The organism is Paenibacillus terrigena DSM 21567 (genome assembly GCF_000374845.1).
GTDB classification, from domain to species: Bacteria; Bacillota; Bacilli; order Paenibacillales; family Paenibacillaceae; genus Paenibacillus_K; species Paenibacillus_K terrigena.
The window spans coordinates 20,436-40,342 of sequence record NZ_KB895413.1 but is presented as its reverse complement, the minus strand read 5'-3'; the positions used below and the strand labels follow the sequence as shown (position 1 = coordinate 40,342).

At 45.5% G+C, this 19,907-nt stretch carries 15 protein-coding genes and 1 pseudogene; 1 reads left to right on the top strand and 15 read right to left on the bottom strand.

The window, feature by feature from the left end; all coding sequences use genetic code 11:
- Nucleotides 1-33: 33 nt before the first annotated feature.
- The 4 genes from C558_RS0104175 to C558_RS0104160 form a co-directional block, all read right to left on the bottom strand.
- Nucleotides 34-918, bottom strand: coding sequence for a carbohydrate ABC transporter permease (locus C558_RS0104175; protein WP_018754976.1), 885 nt, complete (start codon nucleotides 916-918; stop codon nucleotides 34-36).
- A gap of 16 nt (nucleotides 919-934) precedes the next feature.
- The gene (locus C558_RS0104170) at nucleotides 935-1,867 is read right to left on the bottom strand and encodes an ABC transporter permease (protein ID WP_051106839.1); all 933 of its coding nucleotides are present in this window, start codon (nucleotides 1,865-1,867) and stop codon (nucleotides 935-937) included.
- A gap of 203 nt (nucleotides 1,868-2,070) precedes the next feature.
- Nucleotides 2,071-3,159, bottom strand: coding sequence for a LacI family DNA-binding transcriptional regulator (locus C558_RS0104165; RefSeq protein WP_211220738.1), 1,089 nt, complete (start codon nucleotides 3,157-3,159; stop codon nucleotides 2,071-2,073).
- A 291-nt stretch (nucleotides 3,160-3,450) separates the two neighbouring features.
- Nucleotides 3,451-4,383 (bottom strand): aldo/keto reductase, encoded by a 933-nt coding sequence (locus C558_RS0104160; protein ID WP_018754973.1) that lies wholly within the window; start codon nucleotides 4,381-4,383, stop codon nucleotides 3,451-3,453.
- Nucleotides 4,384-4,567: 184 nt separating this feature from the next.
- Here C558_RS0104160 and C558_RS0104155 point away from each other — a divergent pair, with 184 nt between their 5' ends.
- On the top strand, nucleotides 4,568-5,260 hold the full coding sequence (locus C558_RS0104155; protein WP_018754972.1) for a FadR/GntR family transcriptional regulator: 693 nt from the start codon (nucleotides 4,568-4,570) through the stop codon (nucleotides 5,258-5,260).
- A 58-nt stretch (nucleotides 5,261-5,318) separates the two neighbouring features.
- Here C558_RS0104155 and C558_RS0104150 read toward each other — a convergent pair whose 3' ends face one another.
- From C558_RS0104150 to C558_RS32365, 11 genes and pseudogenes are all read right to left on the bottom strand, one after another.
- The gene (locus tag C558_RS0104150; protein WP_018754971.1) at nucleotides 5,319-6,476 is read right to left on the bottom strand and encodes a trans-sulfuration enzyme family protein; all 1,158 of its coding nucleotides are present in this window, start codon (nucleotides 6,474-6,476) and stop codon (nucleotides 5,319-5,321) included.
- A gap of 41 nt (nucleotides 6,477-6,517) precedes the next feature.
- Entirely contained in the window at nucleotides 6,518-7,354 is an 837-nt protein-coding gene (locus C558_RS0104145) for a carbohydrate ABC transporter permease (protein ID WP_018754970.1), read from the bottom strand.
- Nucleotides 7,354-8,265, bottom strand: a complete 912-nt coding sequence (locus C558_RS0104140) for a carbohydrate ABC transporter permease (protein ID WP_018754969.1) — start codon at nucleotides 8,263-8,265, stop codon at nucleotides 7,354-7,356. Before C558_RS0104140 ends, C558_RS0104145 begins: the two co-directional genes overlap by 1 nt.
- A 71-nt stretch (nucleotides 8,266-8,336) precedes the next feature.
- Nucleotides 8,337-9,665, bottom strand: coding sequence for an ABC transporter substrate-binding protein (locus C558_RS0104135; RefSeq protein WP_018754968.1), 1,329 nt, complete (start codon nucleotides 9,663-9,665; stop codon nucleotides 8,337-8,339).
- Between the two features lie 328 nt (nucleotides 9,666-9,993).
- A pseudogene (locus C558_RS34590) lies at nucleotides 9,994-10,152 on the bottom strand (DUF779 domain-containing protein); the annotation flags it as partial.
- On the bottom strand, nucleotides 10,148-11,272 hold the full coding sequence (locus C558_RS0104130) for an FtsW/RodA/SpoVE family cell cycle protein (protein ID WP_018754967.1): 1,125 nt from the start codon (nucleotides 11,270-11,272) through the stop codon (nucleotides 10,148-10,150). The pseudogene C558_RS34590 and the gene C558_RS0104130, both read right to left, overlap by 5 nt.
- Nucleotides 11,273-11,286: 14 nt before the next feature.
- Nucleotides 11,287-12,420 (bottom strand): putative lipid II flippase FtsW, encoded by a 1,134-nt coding sequence (gene ftsW, locus C558_RS0104125; protein ID WP_425413913.1) that lies wholly within the window; start codon nucleotides 12,418-12,420, stop codon nucleotides 11,287-11,289.
- 45 nt (nucleotides 12,421-12,465) lie between these two features.
- Nucleotides 12,466-12,999 (bottom strand): hypothetical protein, encoded by a 534-nt coding sequence (locus C558_RS0104120; RefSeq protein ID WP_018754965.1) that lies wholly within the window; start codon nucleotides 12,997-12,999, stop codon nucleotides 12,466-12,468.
- Between the two features lie 64 nt (nucleotides 13,000-13,063).
- Nucleotides 13,064-14,440 (bottom strand): sensor histidine kinase, encoded by a 1,377-nt coding sequence (locus C558_RS0104115; RefSeq protein ID WP_245583749.1) that lies wholly within the window; start codon nucleotides 14,438-14,440, stop codon nucleotides 13,064-13,066.
- Between the two features lie 22 nt (nucleotides 14,441-14,462).
- A complete protein-coding gene (locus C558_RS0104110; RefSeq protein WP_018754963.1) occupies nucleotides 14,463-15,170 on the bottom strand; it encodes a response regulator transcription factor in 708 nt (235 codons plus the stop codon).
- Between the two features lie 241 nt (nucleotides 15,171-15,411).
- Nucleotides 15,412-19,599: a discoidin domain-containing protein gene (locus C558_RS32365; protein WP_169445298.1), complete on the bottom strand. Its 4,188-nt coding sequence runs from the start codon at nucleotides 19,597-19,599 to the stop codon at nucleotides 15,412-15,414.
- Between the last annotated feature and the right edge of the window lie 308 nt (nucleotides 19,600-19,907).

Here is a 19,907-nt window from a genome sequence, read left to right as displayed (position 1 = left end):
CTCCATCAATATTTTCATATGGTCTTACGATGACTAACCCTTCAACGCCCCGATCATTACGCCTTTCACGAAATACTTCTGCAAGAACGGGTACAGCAGCAATACCGGCAAATTGGCCACTACGATAATGGCATATTTGATCCCTTCCACACTCATCGCCTGCTTCGCGACCGCTTCCTGCGTCAGCTTCACCATATCCTTCATCGAGTTCTGAATGAGCATTTCCCTCAATATAAGCTGCAGCGGGAACTTATCCTTGTCATTCAAATAGATCAAGGCATTAAAGAACGCGTTCCAGTGGCCGACAGCATAGAACAGAATCATAACCGCAATGACAGGCATTGATAACGGGAGCACGATCCGAATCAAAATCTGCCAGTTGGCGCAGCCGTCGATCATCGCCGACTCCTGGATTTCATGCGGAATGCTGGATTGGAAGAACGTACGCATGATGATAATGTTCCAGACCGATACAGCATTCGGAATCACCATCACCCAGAACGTGTCGAGCATATGCAGTTTTTTGATCAGCAGATACGTCGGAATGAGACCGCCACTGAAGAACAGTGTGACCACCATCATCGCCATTACGAAATTCCGGCCTGCAAAATCTTTGCGAGACATCGGATAAGCAGCAAGGATGGTCATCAACAGATTGATCGATGTTCCGACGAGCGTATATACAATCGTATTTCTGTAGCCAATCCACAAATCTTTGTTCTGAAAAATTTTCGAGTACGCATCCAAGTTAATGCCTTTCGGCAACAGCCACATTTCGCCGCGCAGTACAAAATCCGGTTTGGAAAAAGAGGCGCTTAGTACAAACACCAACGGATAAATGACAACGGCGGCGATCAGCGCGAGCAGGATATAAATGATAATCTCGACCAGACGGTCTCCACGGCTTTGCAATCCCATAGCATTATTTCACTCCTTACCACAAGCTGGTATCATTCACTCGACGAGCCACATAATTGACCGTGACGAGCAAGACGAAATTAATGATTGAGTTGAATAGATCCACAGCAGTCGAAAAGCTGTATTGCGCATCCAATATCCCGCTGCGATAGACATACGTTGATATAATATCCGAGCCTGACATGTTCAAGTTGTTCTGCATAAGGAGCACTTTCTCGAAGCCGATGCTTAAGACCGAGCCGAGATTCAAGATCAACAAAATGACGATAGTCGGCATAATGCCTGGAATATTGATGTGCCAGATACGCTGCAGCTTCGTCGCGCCGTCGACTTTGGCTGCCTCATGCAGCTGCGTATCGATGCCTGCCAAGGAAGCCAGATAAATGATGGAGCTCCACCCCGCTGTCTGCCACACATCTGAGAATACATATAAGGTCTTGAACCATCCCGCACTTGTCATGAATGCGATCGGGTCACCACCAAAAGCTTGAATGATATGATTAATTAGGCCGGTTCTAGGTGAGAGGAAGATGAAGAGCATCCCAACGATCACAACAGTGGAGAGAAAATAGGGTGCATAAGTAATCGTCTGAACGAATTTCTTGAACCGGTTCGATTTGACCTCGTTCAGCATAAGTGCAAGGATAATTGGAATTGGAAAGCCGATCGCTAGGGAGTAGACACCTAGTAGGAAGGAATTGCGAATTAACCGCCAAAAATAATAGCTGTCAAAAAAGCGTTCGAAATGTTTGAAGCCTACCCATGGACTGTCCCAGATGCCTTTGAATGCGGAAAAATCTTTGAAAGCGATTTGTATGCCATATAACGGAAGGTAAGCAAATATCACAAAGAAAGCGATTACAGGAATAATCATTAAGTATAAATCCCAATTTCGTTTGACCGTTTTTAATAGCGGAGAGGATGCTGTGCGGGTTCGGTCTTTGTGGATTGGGACATCAGGCGTAACTTGTTCCAAGAATTCATCGACCCTCTTTCATAAAATAGGGTATTGGTGCGACCTCTACGACACGACCGCCTGAACGATTCGGTGGCGGCGCATATATTTGGGCACAAAATATGATAACGTTTGCCCTATAGTCACAGGAAATGACGGGCATCTTGGTTGACTGATCTTATGACCCGTGACTGCCTTTACTCATTCCTCTTATAGTCTGAAGACTGGCGTACAATAAGCTCATACGGCATTAATAACTGAAAGGATGGCTTGAAATCGCTCTGCATATAGTCGATCAGCGTTTTGACCGCCGTCATGCCAAGCTCGAATTTCGGCACATGAATCGTCGATAATGGCGGCGAAGTATATTGCGACAGTTCAATATTATCGATGCCGATAAACGCAATATCTTGCGGGACGCGGAATCCCCGTTCAATGGCCGCTCTCATGGCTGGAAGCGCCAATCGATCGCTGGCCCCGAATATGGCTGTAGGCAGCTGCCTTCCTTGGCTTCGCTCCAACATTTCCAGCATCCAGCTGTAGCTCCGATCAACGACCCACTTCGTATTGACGAGCCACTCTTTACGGATCTCCAGACCGGCTTTCTGCATCGATAGCTTATATCCAATATAACGCTCATCGCTCTCGAGATCCCCGTCGCAGCCATGCCCGCCGATATAGCCAATCTCCCGATGGCCTTGCCCGATCAAATGGTTAACAGCCGTTTCCGCAGCGGCGATATGGTCGAAATTAATATTCTGAATGTCTGGGCTATCCGACATGACACCAACGACAGCCGGAATATGCTTCTGGATCAAGCGGACAATGTCATCCTCCTCGTTGACATCCCCAAACAAGATCACCCCGTCGACCCGATGCTCATTGAGCATCTTATGTAGCGTCACTTCATTACGAAGTTCCTTGAACGTGAGCACGTAAGCGAACGTATATCCGTAGTCCTCGAGCATTTTTCGCATGCCGGCAAAAATCGTGTTGAAGAACGGATCCTGCTCTGCTGAATATAGCGTCCAAGAGGAGATGAACCCGATTTGCATCGATGGCTGCTTCGTAGCCGAATTTTTCTTCATAACCAGCTTGCGCGCAGATTCATTCGGCGCATAGCCAAGCTCTTGAACGGCACGCCATATTTTGCTTCTTGTCTCCTCACTGACATGTTTGGTCACATCGCTGTTGATGACGCGGGATACGGTGGATATCGACACGCCGACAGCTTCTGCTATATCTTTTAAAGTTGTCACTTGCAATGCTCCTTTTTTGCCATTCATTAATGATTTCAAACTGCACCCTTCCATTGTACTGGAAGCGCAATATCAAATCATACCCAAATGTTCTGGCACAAACACCTGATTATCCGCAATCACCGCCCCAACATTTGCCCAAAAATTCGGGCAAAAATGTATAAAATGTCATTGATTTTTCACCCAAATGTTTACAAGGATCATTCTATTATGAATACGCTTACACGTCAATCACTTTTGTTCAAAATATTTGGGAATAATCAGCAAAAAACACGAATTTCAGAGTGTGCTCTCAAATCCGTGTCGTAACTAAACCACCTATTCTGTACGCAGATCCAGCCATCGGATCTCCTCCCTGGTGAGCTCCAATTCCGTCGCGATAAGACATGACTTCAATTCCGCATCGTTGCGAGGGCCAATGATAGCGCCTGTTGGGAAGGACTGATTAAGCACATACGCCAATGCAATCTGCGTCGTTGATACGCCTCTCTTCACACCTAGTTCCTTCGCACGACGGTACCGTTCCCAGTTCGCATCATTGTAGAAAATCCGCACGAGATCAGCATTCGAGCGATCTTCCGGGGTGTACCGTCCCGAGAAGAACCCCCGCCCTAATGCAGACCAAGACAAAATAGGCAATTGACTGCGTTCGTGCCATGCTAGCATATCCTCATTGACACTCACACATCCCGGCCAGAATGGCTCCATCGCCTTCGCAAGGCATAGATTCGGACTACTAAATGAGAAGCCCTTCAACCCATGGTCTGCCGCATATTGATTCGCTTCGGCAAGGCGCGCTGCACTCCAGTTCGACGCACCGATCACACCAATCCGCCCCTCTTCGAGGTGCTCATTCAACGTTTCTAGAATCGCACCGACCGGTTGATTCGGATCATCACGATGCAGAGCATAAAGTTCAGTACGTTCCGTCTGAACACGATCTAAGCTAATCAGCAGTTCCTCGCGAATGGCCGCTTTATATACACGGGGACCGTCTTTGTTCGGATGTGCGCCTTTCAATAGAAGATTGATCTCTCCCCTATTCTTTCTCGCTTCAAGCCACATGCCGATCGCTCGCTCACTCTTGCCAGCTCCATAATGATAGGCCGTGTCAATCGTATTGCCGCCAATGGCAACATAACTGTCGAGCACCCTGCAAACTTCTTCGAAGTTCTCCGGTTCGAAGAAGTCGGAACCCATAATCAGCATGGATACGTTCTTTCGAAGTCCTTCGAAAGAAATATGCTTCATTCTGTCATCTCCCTTTGGCGATTCATATGAACGAAATTTTATCCTAGACGCACCTTTTTTATTCATATCGTAGGGCAATAAAACTTGAATCATAGTGGAGATATAATAGACTCGATCTTTCTTAATCTTTAACACTAAGCTATAATACAGTATGATAGGTATAGAAATAAGGAGGACCCTTACGTTGCAAAAAATTAAAAAGATGCAGCTGCATGAGATCGCAGCACAAGAAATTGTGCATTACATTCAAGAGAATGGCCTGCAGAAAGGGGACAAACTTCCCTCACTCGAAGAGATGAGCAAATTGCTCGATGTTAGTCGCACTTCAATTCGCGAAGCCCTCCGATCTCTCGAAGCAATGGAGTTTGTCAAGATGGTCAACGGAAAGGGCGTCTTCGTCGATGATACTTCTTCCTACCGCTTCTCGACCAAAATCGATGTCAGCAATGAGAAAACGCTACTGTTGCAAGCTTGCCAAGTTCGCAGGGCTCTTGAAGGACTCGCCGTTGAACTCGCAACAGAACATGCTACAGAAGAACAAATCGAACGAATGTTGCATTATTTGAACGAGATTAGGAGCAATCCAGATGGTCCGATTACACGTCTGGCTGACAAAAATTTTCACCAAACGATATATGAAGCATCCAGAAATAAAGTTCTACAAAGCATCATCACTTCAATGTCCACGTTGTTCGACACATTCTGGGAGACCGCTCCACTCGGTCAAAATAGATTGTTCACAGATACATTCCCATTCCATCCATGTATCGCTGAAGCCATAGCTAACCGTGATAAGAAACAAGCTGTTGTACAATTCAACTTACTAATGGATGCGATCGAGGGCAATATTCAAAAAGTACCCACGGAGAACAAATGAGAAAAGTCCTGATGACAACGCAACTCGTGCTGTCATCCGGACTTTTTTTGATGCTTCTTTACTTTATTCCACAACCGATGCTGTCAAACGCTTGTTCCATATCGCGAATAAGATCATCAGGCTCCTCCAAGCCGATATACAAGCGAACGATAAACTTACCGTCGGATAGTTCCTTCATATAGATCAGACTTTCGTAACCGCCCCAGCTGATCCCTTTACGGAATAACTGCAGGGAATTCGCCCATTGTCTCATGTTATCCATGGAGATATCTGTTTCAAAAGACAACAGACTGTTGCTTCCGAGCATCTGTGTCTTGAATAAATCATGCTGCGGATGATCGGGAAGCCCGGGATGATTGACACGGATAATATGCGGCCTTGTATTCAGGTAACCCGCAATTAGCAGCCCATTCTGCTCATGCTTCTGCATCCGCAGCGGCAGCGTCCGTAATCCTCGCATAAAAATAGCAGCACTCTGCGGATGAAGAATCCCTCCCAAGAGCTGAAATTCGCTAGCGAACAATTCATCCATATGCTTCTGCGACCCAATAATAACACCACCGACCAGATCGCTATGACCGGAGATGTATTTCGTCATCGAATGAACGACCAGATCGATCCCGTATTGAAGCGGATTCTGAAACATAGGTGTGGCCCAGGTATTATCGATAATCGTTGTTGCCCCGATCCTTGCAGCAAGCACAGCGCACTCACGTAAATCCTGCAATTCAAACGTTAAACTGGTCGGACTTTCTAAATAAATGAGACGGGTATTTTCTTGAACGGCCGCTTCGATCTGCGCGATATCTTTCCCATCGACAAAGCTCGTCTCAATGTTAAATTTGCTTAGATACTGCTCCATAAATTTCTTCGCTGGCCCGTAGGCACCATCCACGCAGACAATGTGATCGCCCGATCGTATAACGGATAGAATAGCTGTGGAAATAGCGGCCATACCCGAGGCGAAACAACGAGCCAGTTCCCCGCCTTCCAGCTTCGCAAGCTTATCTTCTAGCATTGCCACAGTCGGATTGTTCCCTCTCGTATAAATCATTGAACTGACTTCAAGAGCGAGTGCCGTCTCTAACTCTTCATGTGTTTTAAAGGTAAATAGGCTATTCTGATACACTGGAAACGATACAGCTCCATAATGCCTTTCGTCATGCGGATCATGCACGACGATCGTCTCTTTGTTCAGGTTTACGGGTTCCCGCATGTTCTTCCATCCTTCCCTAGTACATATCACTTGTAACCGAACTATCCCTTCTCTGCGCCTTGCGTTAATCCACCCACGATCATTTTCTGACAGAACGCAAAAATAATGATCGTCGGAATAACGGATAAGACAGCGCCTGCAGACATCGGACCCCAATCAATATTAAACTTCGTAATGAACCCGTTAATCGCCACCGGAATCGTCTTCGAGCTTTCCTGATCGATAAACATAATGGACAGGAACAATTCATTCCAATTCTGAACGAAGGCAAAAATAAACGTAGCTGCAATACCCGGAAGCATCACCGGTAGGATCACGCGAAGTAGAGCCGACAAGCGAGAGCAGCCATCGATCATCGCAGCTTCTTCCAGACTTGACGGAATCCGCTGGAAGAAACCTCGCAGCATAATGGTACAGAACGGAATTAACCCCGCTGTATAGACGATCATCAAGGAATATAGCTTATTGAGCAGCCCGAAATGAGACATCATGATATACAGTGGAGCGAAACCGATAAATGCAGGGATCATTTGCGTCAAGAAAAAGGCATACATAATCTGTTTATTTCCTTTAAAATGGTATCGGGCCAGTACATAAGCACTGAGTACCGCGATCATCAGCACAACCAGTGAAGCCGTCAGCGAGACAATCAAGCTGTTCATAATGTAAATGTGAAAATTAGATATATTGAAAATATTAATAAAATTGTCAAAGGTAATATGCGCCGGCCAATATTGCAGCGGGATAGAGAAAATCTCGTCTGATGGCTTTAACGAAGTTATCGTAATCCAGTAGAGTGGAAAGACCATGACGATCAAAAACAAACTCAAGAAAAGAACCTTCAAAGAGATTCCTAGAGACTGAAGCCGATGTTTCATTAGAAGTCAGCCCCTTTCCCAGACTTCGTCGCCGTCAGGTAGAATATGGTATACATTGCTAAGAGAATAATCATGATGACACCTGCCGCTCCGGCTTGACCGTAATCCCCGCCGAACATGATTTTGTCCATCATGTATGTCGCCAGAATATGTGTCGATCCTGCCGGTCCCCCATTCGTCATCGCATAGATGATATCCGGGAAGTTGAATATCCATATCACCCGCAGCAATGTCGACGCAATAATCGTCGGCATAATGTACGGAATGGTTACGTAGAACAGCTTGTGGAACCAATTCGCCCCATCGATTCCTGCAGATTCATACAGATCGTCTGGAATCGATTGAAGTGCTGCGAGCAGCATGATCGCAAAGAATGCAATACCGTACCATACATTCGCTACGATGACGGAAGCAAGCGACCATTTCGGATCGGACAAGAATCCGATGCGTTCCTCGATTAGACCCACTTTTAACAGCAAATCGTTAATAACACCAATTTGTCCATTCAACATCCATCTCCAGATGATGCCGATCAGGAATCCAGACATGGCCCAAGAGTAGAATATAAAGCCTTGGTATACGCCTCTGCCCTTAAACGGCTTTTTCAGCAGGAGCGCTAGAATAAACCCAATGACAAATTGAAAGATCAAAGATACGAACACCCAATAGAAGCTATTGGATAATGCTTGCAGAAATTGCGGCTGTTCGAAAATCGTCTTGAAATTGTCCAGCCCAATGAAGTGGATGTCCGTTAAGTCGAATAAGGTATAGTTCTGAAAAGCCATCCCAATGCCCCGAAAAAACGGATAAAACGTAAACATCCCAACCATGAGAATAGCCGGAAGCAAACAGAAGAAGATGAATTTACTTTGACTAGATACAGGTTTTCTCGCTTTTACGGTGTTCTTCATTTCTTTCCTCCTCTCGATGCCAAGACGGAGATTGGAGACAATGCTCCAATCTCCCCTATTTAATGCTCCATTTATTTCTTCTGATTTGCTTTTTGATCCGTCCAATATTTATCCCAGTTTTTCAAGACATCGTCGACCGAACGTTGATTCAGAATCAATGCTTGATTATCTTCCACTGCGATTTTCTTAGACTCGCCATAGCCCTTATAATCTGTTGCATCACGCATCATAAAATACTGATCCGATTTGCTATTCATATCAATGAATGGTTGATACGCGCCTTTCTTGAAGAACTCATCTTCGGCAGCTGTCGTATGGATTGGAATCAATCCGACGGCTTTCGCGAAGACCAAATTCTGATCTGGATTCGACAAGAATTCAATCAGCTTCCAAGCCTCTTCTTTATGTTTGCTGTAGGAAGTCATTCCCCAGCCCGCCGCGCCTACAAACCTTGGTGCTTTCCCTGTTGGACCGAGCGGGATAGGTGCCGTAGCCCATGTGCCTTCTTTCATCTTCTCTTTGGTTACGGCGATGACGTCCGGATCATTGATCAACATCGCTGTTACACCCGAAACAAAGCTCTCCACAGTTTCCGAGAATGCCCAGTTCGTTGAATCCTTCGGAGAAGCCTCTTGATAAATTTTTGTGAATAAATCCATGGCTTGCTTGGATTCTGGCGTTGAGAATATCGTTTTCCCGTCTTTGAGGAACATCGAATCATCCGGATTGATCTGATCTGCGTTGAACGCTTGAGTTATCATCAGCGTAAAGTTATCGCCACCTGCACCGCCACGATAAGCATAGCCATAACGGTTTTGAGCAGGATCTGTTAGGGCCTTCCCTTTCTCATACACTTCCTGCCATGTTGCCGGCGGGGTCAACCCTTTCGCATCGAAAAAATCTTTACGGTAGAATAAGATCTTCTGATACAGACCATATGGGATGTAATATGGTGTATTGTCGATGTAATTCGCCGACATCTTCGCACTGTCATTCAACGTCTTATAGTTTTCCCATTTGCTTGTATACGCTTTCAAATCTTCAATGAATTTATTGGTTACAAACTGCTTTGCCGTAATATCGCGTACCTCAAGCACATCTAGATCTTCTTTTGCGGCGAGCATCGTTGCAATCTTCGTATCTGCGTTTTGCAGCGGTGGGGAGATCAGTTCGACTTTAATACCAGGATTCTGCTGTTCGAACTCACCCAGCATTTTCTTTAGTACTTCCGTCCTTTCCGGACTAGTCAAGCTTTCAATCATCTTGAGCGTGACGGTACCTCCGCCTTTGGAAGCGCTGTCATTGCTGTCCTTAGAAGATGAACCACAACCTGACATCACCATCGAGGTCAGCATAACACATGTTAAAACGAATAAAGCCATTCTCTTTGTACGAACCATTCTAGAAAACCTCCCCAATTTTTTTAGAATTAGTACAGTTGAAGTTATACGATCTATGACGAATGCAATCAAACTATATAACTGTATACCTGTATTACAGGTAAATATAGTATAATAAATATACGCTGTCAATATCTCTTCAAATTTTATGTTTTTAATAAATTTTTACTGAATATTTCGATTGTTTTGGTTTTCATCGATTGAAAACGATCAATTCAGACTCTATAAATTCAATTTAATATGTTTTTTGGAATAATATTACTTAAAAATATACTCTTAATATGTTTGTTGTCAATTTATTTTTACTAAAATATTGTATATTTTACTATCAAAAATTCGAATAAAAATACAAAAAATCCCTGTCGGGCCATAAAAGGCACCCACAGGGATCTCGACAACTTTCAATTTTCAGTACGACCTTCTGCCCTTCAAGGGAGAACATCCCCCCTCTGCCAGGCACGACGTCGATGATCAGCTGCGTATTACGCGAGATCGATCACATTGCGATGGACTTTGACACTGAGCGCGAGCCCGATAGCAATCATGTTACTGAGGAGGGAGCTGCCTCCGTAACTTATAAATGGCAACGATATCCCCGTTAAGGGCACCAGACCGATATGCATGCCAATGTTAACGAAAATCTGAAATACAAACATGCCGATCAGCCCAATGACGAGGTAGGAGCCTGCTAAATCTCTACTCTCCATCACAATATGCACTAAACGATATATCAATAAAAAGTATAACAGCAGCAGCACAGCCGAACCTACGAACCCATACACTTCGCCGATTACAACATAGATCGAATCGGAATAGGCATAAGGAATGAACCCTTTCCGTAAATATGCTCCGTCACTGCCGCTCAATCCGCCTGAACCGATCGCATTCATCGCATTCTTCACATGCCAAGATTTATCTGGATCCGAAGTGGGGTCTAGAAAAGTCTGTATTCTCGACATTTGATGCGGCTCAACAATCTTGGACAATAATTCGAAATTCGCATAATAAAGCCATAAAATCGTACCGACTACAATAGCCACAAGACTCAAGAACAGTATCATATAGGTTGCTCGAATGTTCCCCATCCACAGCATACTGAGGAGAACGCCAACAAAAACAAGCGATGTCCCTAGATCAGGCTGCTGCATAATGAGAATCGTTGGGATGGCGAAAACTATGCCGATGGGCAATAAATCTTGAATCAATCGAAGCTTCTCGCCTTCCCTCTTGCTCAATAAATGCGCAATCAACAAAATCGTAAATATTTTAGCAGGTTCCGAGGGTTGAAGCTGGAAATGACCGATACTTAACCATCGCACCGCACCGTTAATATTCTCTCCGGTAAATTTCACAAGAACGAGCATTCCGATGCCAAATCCATAGAAAATATAGGATAGTTTGCCGACCAATAGCTTGTAATCTAGCAACGCCATTGCTAGCATCGGAACGCAGAAAGCCGCGAACAGCACTACATTACTCATTTCCAACCCTTCTAAATTCGTCTGTGTCGTTGCTCCATAAATGGCTATCGTCCCAATAGTAACAAGACACACCATAACGATGATTGTGATTGAATCTAGATTTCTAATTTTTTGCATAACACTCATCTGATAACCTCTATTTATCTCGTATTGAATTCACTCGCTTGACGTCTCCGATGATTGTCCCTAGATATACTTAGTAGGATTCCCGTACTCGCCAGGCACAATATCAATGAAGAACCGCCATAACTGATGAAGGGTAGCGGCACTCCCGTAATCGGCAGACTCCCTGTAACAGCACCGATATTTAACAGAAATTGAATACATATCATCATAACGATACCCATTCCCAGCATAATCCCAAAGGGATCGTCGCTCTTCAGGGCCGCATTGATCCCTCGCCAGATAAATAGGAAGAAGACCATGATGAATGCGAATGAGCCTACGAAACCGAATTCCTCCCCAACCACTGCAAAAATAAAGTCGGTATGTGCTTCAGGCAAATAAAATAACTTTTGCACACTCTTCCCGAGTCCCGTCCCCGTCATACTTCCATGACCCAGCGCATAAAGAGACTGAATAAGTTGATATCCCGATCCTTGCGGGTTATCAATTGGATTTAGAAAAGAGGTGATTCGCTGAAGACGGTAGCTCTTACTTACAGCAAGATAGATAAAGACCGGGATTAGTCCAAGACTTAACAGAAAGATGTGACGAAGATCAACGCCGCCAATTACGATAATCGTCGCGGCTATACAGAGTAGAATTAACACGGTACCAAAATCGGGTTGCTTCATGACAAGCAGCAACAGGATACCAATCATGATGAAAATCGGGAGCAGGCCTTTTCGGAACTTCCGTATATGCTCACCTTTTCTGCTAATAATCGCTGACAAGTAGACAATCATGGATAGCTTTGTGAACTCTGCCGGCTGCAGATTGAACCCGCCGAGCACGAACCAGCGTCTCGCACCATTTATATTTACACCGAAAATTAATACCAGAATAAGCGCGATTAAGGCGAACAGCAGCAAGAAAGGCGCTGTTTTTTTCCACCATCGATAAGGAATATTCATAAAAAAGAGCATCACAAATAATCCGATGAGCGCAAATATGCCTTGTTTCATAACATAGTGCCACGGACTATCGTGTTTGATCATTGCTATCGGCGTGCTCGCGCTAAAAATCATCAGTAAACCGAATCCTACAAGCGCAATCGTTACGAATAGAAGCAGAAAATCTGGGCGGCCTCTGGATTTACCGCTCAATATCACAACACCCCTTACTCTTACGCCATGCTCTGTCCGACGTGACGACGATTATTCGAATTCCAGTTTGCCATGATACTCCTGCTTAGACAGCAGCTTCAGTGCATTGTCGCTCCATTCATATATATCCATGCCATTGCCAGCAGCTCCTAGAGACCAGCTTAATACGAGCTCGGATCGACCATCATGATTGAGGTCTGGAAACCCGGCATATTCCAAGCCATAGCCAAACCCTTTCATTTCCGAAATAATGCGCCACTCTTCATTATGCTGCTTGAACACCGCGGCTTTTAGCATTTTTCCTTTGGTTCCCGGCTCCTCATACACCACTACTGCTTCATTAACGCCGTCTCCATCCATATCTCCATAAGAGATATCATTCCCTTGTTTCCCTTGGATCGGGGATTGCACTTGTGCTTCAACCGGTAATAGACTGAACAATTCTTGCGTGGTTTTGTCGTGCTGCATGCTTTCTCCCGTTAATGGGGGTTTAATCAAATCCGCAGGCATCGAAGGAACCCCGCATCCTCCAATCATCAATAATCCAGTGAACATGATACCTTGCCGTATGAATCTATTGAGCATGATGATATCCTACTCCTCTTGTTACTGTTATCTCCTATTCTATCTACGAAAGCGAATAAAGAGGTTATGAAATAGTTAAATTTGACGGCAGAAAGATTTGCACCGTCGTTCCCACGCCGATCTGACTCGTAATTCTCAATTCACCATGATGCAACTTAACGATCTGTTCCGAAATAGAGAGACCCAGGCCGCTGCCGGGCGCATGCTTATCCACTTTATAGAACTTATTCCTTACATTTTCCAGATCCTCTTCCCCGATGCCTGAACCAGTATCTTGAACGGAAATGACAACTCCTCCTTGTACAGAACTTGCCTGTATAAGAATACGCTCATAAGGATCTGTAAATTTCAAGGCATTATCGATCAGATTCAGCATGACCTGCTTCAACCGATTCGAATCAGCTTGAATGACTGGCAATGTTTCTTCAGCTTCGATTTCGAACTTAACCCCCTGCCGTGCAGCTCGTGGAGCAAGCTGTTTGCCGATTTGATGCAAGAATTCGGATACATGGATCGGGCCAAGTTGTAATGTGATTCTTCCGTTATCTAATTTCGAGAAATCCAACAATTCATCGACCATGTCCGTTAACCGTTCGCTCTCTGACTCCATAATATCAAGACCTTCAAGAAGAAGAGGCTTGTTCTCCCCTCCATTCGATTTCAAGGTAATGACCCAACCTTTGATCGATGTAAGAGGCGTGCGGAGTTCATGAGAAACGGAGGATATGAATTCATTTTTAAGCTTTTCATTTTGGACAACTTTGGATGCCATCATATTCAATGTCTCTGCAAGAGATCCGAGTTCATCTCGATATCGAATATGAGCCCTTACAGAGAAGTCTCCTTCGTTCATTCGGTCAGCAGCCCGTTTGAGATCTTTGATCGACTTCGTAATCGTTCGAGACAAGAACACACTAAGCGACGTTACCATCACAATCACGATCATGCCAGCAACAATGAGGATCATTGAAATTTGGTTCACGGTACGATTCGTCTCGGTCAAGGAGGTCACAAATCGAACGATACCTACGGTTTTGTCTTTAGCAATAAGGGGGAACGACACGGCTAGAATAGGCTCCTGGGTGACAGGCTCTGTCCCCTTCCAGCGGCCGACGACACCTTGAGAAGCAGTTAGTACATCTTGAAATTGAATCAGGAGTTTCGTGCTTTGAAGTCCTGTGGAGTCTTGAAGAAGGTTCCCCGATGCAGTTAGGATCTGTACTTGTGCATCCGAATTGTGTGCGAACCCTTTTAATAAACGCTCTGATTGCTTCTCTACGTCCTCATCGGCGAAATATTGCTGAAAAAAAGAAGCGGATAATTCCCCTTGATTCATGAGAAACCGCTCGACATTGTGATCATAGTAATATTTCACCGAGACCAATAGGAAAATTTCCAGAATGAGTACCGTAATACATGTAACCAGAAGGTAACTACCCACCAATCTTCGCTGAATACCCAATTCACGGACCTTCCTTTCTAAAGCGATATCCGAGTCCCCACACGGTCTCAATCCAATACGGCTTGGAGCAATCATCTTCAATCTTTTCCCTTAACTTGCGGACATGTACATCAACCGTCTTGGGATCACCAACGTAGTCATCTCCCCAAACGAGGTTCAACAATTCATCGCGCGATAATGCTGTATCGGGATGTTCGAGGAAGGCTCTGATCATCTGGAATTCCTTCGGCGTCAATTCAATGGAGATGTCATGCTTGTACAGCTTATTCGCACTGAGATCGATCCGAATCGGCCCAGATTGAAGCACCTGCCTCTGGGGCTGCGAGGCTAATTGCATCCGGCGCAGTATCGCATGGATTCGCGCGACCAATTCCAATGGGTTGAACGGTTTGACAATGTAATCATCCGCACCCATTTCCAACCCTTTGATCTTATCCAAATCTTGGCCTCGGGCCGTCAGGAAAACAACCACGATCGCTGGATCGATCTCCCGAAGTCTTCTGCAGACTTCAAAACCGTCAATATCTGGCAGCATTATGTCCAGAACGACGATATTCGGTCTATTGGCTATGAAGTTCTGTACCGCCACATCACCCGATGCGGCCTCATGCACAACAAATCCGTTATTTATCAAGTTTATCGTGACAAATCGTCTGATGTTCGCATCATCTTCAACGACAAGCACTTGATTAAAGTTCGATGTATCCATAAGTTACCTCCCAATACGCTATTATTAGCCAAAAAAAACAAAAATGCTCTCCCCGTAAAGAGAGAGCCGTAGTCGTAGATCCTAGATTCGTTCCATGACTTCGTAATGGAATTCATCCCACATGGATATTACTTCAAATGGTTCAGAAAGTCAAAAGCTCTTAAATCGCCATTGATCCCATTTAATATGGAATCAATGGCCCTTTTTAAGCTAATTAGATTCAAGACTGCACGGTGTTCTTCTATTGCAAGATCGCTTTGGCAACGATGGCAAGGTCTTCAATATCCACTTTACCATCATGATTGACATCGGCTTTCGCATTCCAGCCCGGCTGCCCCTCTTGCTTGCCGTAAGCCGCTGCCACGATCGCCAAGTCTCCGACCGTGATCCCGCCTTTTCCATTGACATCGGCGGAGATTTTCTTGCTTTCGAACACTTGAACGGCCGCTTCCAATGCGGTTTTCGCGCCATCCACCTGCTGTTGCGTAACATTCGGATCGCTCTCTGTCGCACGCGCAGCATTGATCGCCGACTGCAATTGCGCTTTGGATCCAACCGCATACAGACCGTGCCCGTTTCCTTCCACGGCAGCATCGTGCTTAGCCTGAGCGCCAGTGATAGCAGCATTCAATTGTGACTTATCTACAGAGATATTCATATGCAGTTTATGGGAGGTTCCGTTAACCTCCAGCTCGTTCCCCTCACCACTCGCAATAGCAACTTGGTCTACTGCAACAGTCGTTTCGGTTCCTTGTGCAGCTCTTACGGTAAATTTAAAGGTTAGTAAATCGCCTTGTACTTGCACGCCTTGGTTCGCACCCACGCTGGCAGCTACAATCCGGATGTGTCCTGGCACGGCCTCCTTCTGATCGATGACCTGAAATCCGTCTTTCAGCGATGTGACTGATTCGAACTGCATGTACGCCGGGTCATAATGAAACGTCAGATCTTGCGCATACATGCGCTGATATACGCTTTGTGTCACGCCGCTCAGTCCCATCGTCAGATGGAACGTTTGGCCAGGGCTAACCTTATCAGTCCCGGTTATCACCGTCTGCGGCCCGCCCGTTGTATCTAGTAGTACATTGATTTCCGCAGCTGAAGCCCATCCATTGACGCCCGCCGTTGCTTCCAGCTTCACGTAGGCTGCATCAATAGGCGCAAATACCGCGTATTTCAGTGTGCTGTCATCCGCCCAACTCCCGCTCGCCGCCTTCGTAAAGGTCACCCCATCTGTGCTTACATAGACATTGTAGCCCGTAATGATACCATTCGAGCCGGATTGTCTTGGCATATACGCGACTTGATTGATTTGATATGTTCCGCCAAGGTTTAATGTAATGGATTGCGGGAGAACATCGGATTTATCCCACTTCGTATGCCACATCGTCTGCGGGTTTCCATCAATGGCATTGGAAGCCCGATCATTTCCGCTGCTCGTTTCCTCGCTTGTTGCCGCTACCTTCATTTGTGACTGTGGAATTTTATTGACCGTGACACGAACGCTTGTGGTCAATGGAACGTTATCCGGGTTTACTATTTCAGAAGGCAGAGTTACAATTCCTGTTACAGTAAAAGTCTGCCCCGTTATTGCCGTTGGATCGTAGTTTGTGCCGTTCATATCCCATGATACATTAGCATCCACCACTCCCCCATAAGTTAGAAGTGATACTTTATCGGGCAAGCCAAGAGCTGCCGCTGTCTTTGCTGTTCCGATCGCCAAGCCCATTATCACTGCAGGTGTTTGGATGCTTTTTAGTTTATTATCCACGGGAACCACTTCAGAGAGAACGATTCGATCGAGATCCGGCGTGTATGCAGCATCATTATAGAATTTAATCGCGTTATTACCGCTATTGAGTTGAATCGTGAGCGATACAGGGGACGCAGTTTGGCTCCAGGAGCTTCCCGTCACTTTAACTTCCTGAGCGGCTCCGCCATTCACGCTAACAAAGAAAGATCTCGTGCCCGACAAAATGCTATAGATCGTCATCTTGTACGTGCCTGCTGCAGGCACATCGGCTTTTAATGTCACAAAGCTATTCGAATCATTGCCAATATTTCCAACATATTGGCCGCCGGAAGCTGCCGAAAGATTCCCGATCTTCGCATTTCCGCTGATCGTGCCGCTCTCCCCCTCCATGCTGAGATCATAGCGCTCTACATGGATCGCTGCGGCAGCAGCTAGATTCCCCGAAGCTGTAATCGCCGTAAGTCTTACATACTTGGCTGAGACCGGCGTAAAAGCCGCCGTTTTCTCCGTTATATCATCGGCCCAATTTCCTCTTGCGACTTCTGTGAAATGACCTCCGTCCTTACTTGTTTCTATGCTGTACGAGGTAATCATTCCATTGCTTTGTCCGTCTAATCTTGGTAAATATCTTAGTTTCGAAATCGTATAGCTTCCACCAAATTCTAGCGTGATCGATTGAGGCAGGTTGGCTGATGGCGACGATGCCGACTGCCAGAAGGATGCGCCTTCCCCGTCGACGGCTTGATTCGCCACATGACCGTCTTGTTGACTGGTTGCGGTTGCGGAGATTTGATACCAAGGAATATCGTTCGAAACCAGTGCTTGATTGTTGCTTCTCGTCACGACAAATCCTTGTTCAGGATCAACAGCATCGTAATTTGGATACATGTTGTAGAAATTTATCTTCTTGGTTACGCCGCTCTGCGAGAAGGTGTTGCCGGCAACAGCGACGGATTTCGAGCCTCTAAAATCAAGGCTGAGCCCGCCTTCCTGCACCACATTATTCGTAAAGCTGAATCCATGAACGCCCTTGCCTTGTATATTTGCCGTACCGTTCATTTTGAAGATATTCCCATCAACTCGAATATTACTATGTACGGTTTTAGCTGGGTCCGTGGAAGACGTGCTTGGATCAATGTCGATAACTGCATTTCCCGTATAATTAAACGTATTATTGCTGATGGTTACGTCTCTTACCATCCCCGACTCATACCAGCTGCTCGCATCGTCAGCGATTAAAATGGCGCTCATTTTGGTTCGATGGAAGGAATTATGATCGATAAGCACTTTCCCCCGCGTTGTCACGAGAATGCCTCGCGTCGGAACGGATTCGAACGTAGAGCCTGTGATCGTCACATTCGGGGTCCAGGTTGCGTTCTCGACCATATATTGATTGACGGTGACCGAGCTGGGGACATTTCGATCTAATGTCAGAAGGATATTATAATTATCAACGCGTGTAACTGCGGTAACTACCGCATGATCAACTGCAAGCAGACTTGAAGCATTAATGTACTCAATAGCGTCGTTCACGGCAAAGGCGTCGAAGCCCCAGCTTTGATCATGCTTAAATTGTACTTTAATCTGATTGGGAGCCGGTTTGTCGACGATCTGAAGATGCGTGCCGTGCACATTAATCGGATCATCATGCGCTCCGAAAAAGTTCGAATCGTTAACCTTAATTTCGCCCTTACACCCGGAGAACTGCATGAAATCCGCCATGGATGCGTTGGTACGTCCGCTTCCCAATCTCGGCGCAAAGTTAAATTGCTCGAAGGATAGATTTTCACTATATTGCGCGACGATACCCAGCCCGGGAGCAGTATAGAAATTGACCCCAGTCCATGTGATATCCTTGCTTCGATAGATGAAGGCGCCTTGCTCCTTGCGAATGTCGTTGCGGAACTGAAAGGTGTGCCCGACGGTTAGGCTTGGAGCGCTATTATAATTGAACCGCACTCGCCTGTTCCCCAAATCCTGAGCGCTCGTCACGCCCGATAAAGGATTCGATCTTCTCCAAGTCTCCTTCGTAACCGGATCATACTCCTGAACTTGTGTAATGTTTGAATATCCGCGTGCGGTCCAGTTATCCAGCGGATTGCCGCTGTGATCTACTTCACCGGTCCATTTTAATTGGTTGTTCGATATACTATACAACGAATCCTCATGAATATCTGCTTCGATCGAAGTGCCAGACACAGCGTGTACCGTCAATTCGGACACAACCGGCCGCTTAAAATCAAAGCTTATATTTTGCATATTTACATTCGTGACATGATCAAATACGATCGGCGTAACGACGCCATGGAACATGAACGTGGAGTGGTTTCCCCGAATCGTCATGTCCTGGATGTCTTTAAACAAGATGGCGACCTTCTTAGAAGCACCATCCGGATTACTGCTCTGACTTGCCGTATTGGACACATAGTAATCCGCTGTGATCGCAGATGCATCTTTGAAGTGATATGTGCCTGTTGGAAAATCCAAGATAACCGGCTTCGGAGCGTTTTTGGCGGCAGCGATTGCTTCTGCGACTACAGGGCCGGCGTCGTCTCCTCTATATTGAACCGTAATGACTGTATAATTCATACCATTGATCGTCTCCATGCTCTGAGTATAATTTGTTGCGGCGTGCGCCGGATGTGACTGGAACGTGAACGCAAATGCAGCAATCAAGATTGTTAAGGAGGAAAGCTTGAAAGCGGAAACTCTACAACTACAAAGCAACCATTTCAACAATAATAATACCACCTTTCACATCATCTTTATTTCGTTTAAACGTTGAAAGCGTTTTCTCCAGATCATGCATTAATAATTTGGCGATTCCTCCTATCCCCCTCTCATACTCCAACCTTCCCTATATTATATCGATCTCAATTTATAGAGATAATATAAGATCCTCATCAGTTCTATGAAAATTCAGATGTTTCATATGTCGTTGATGAGGTTCCGGTATTCTGATCATAGTTATTGAACCATGCAAT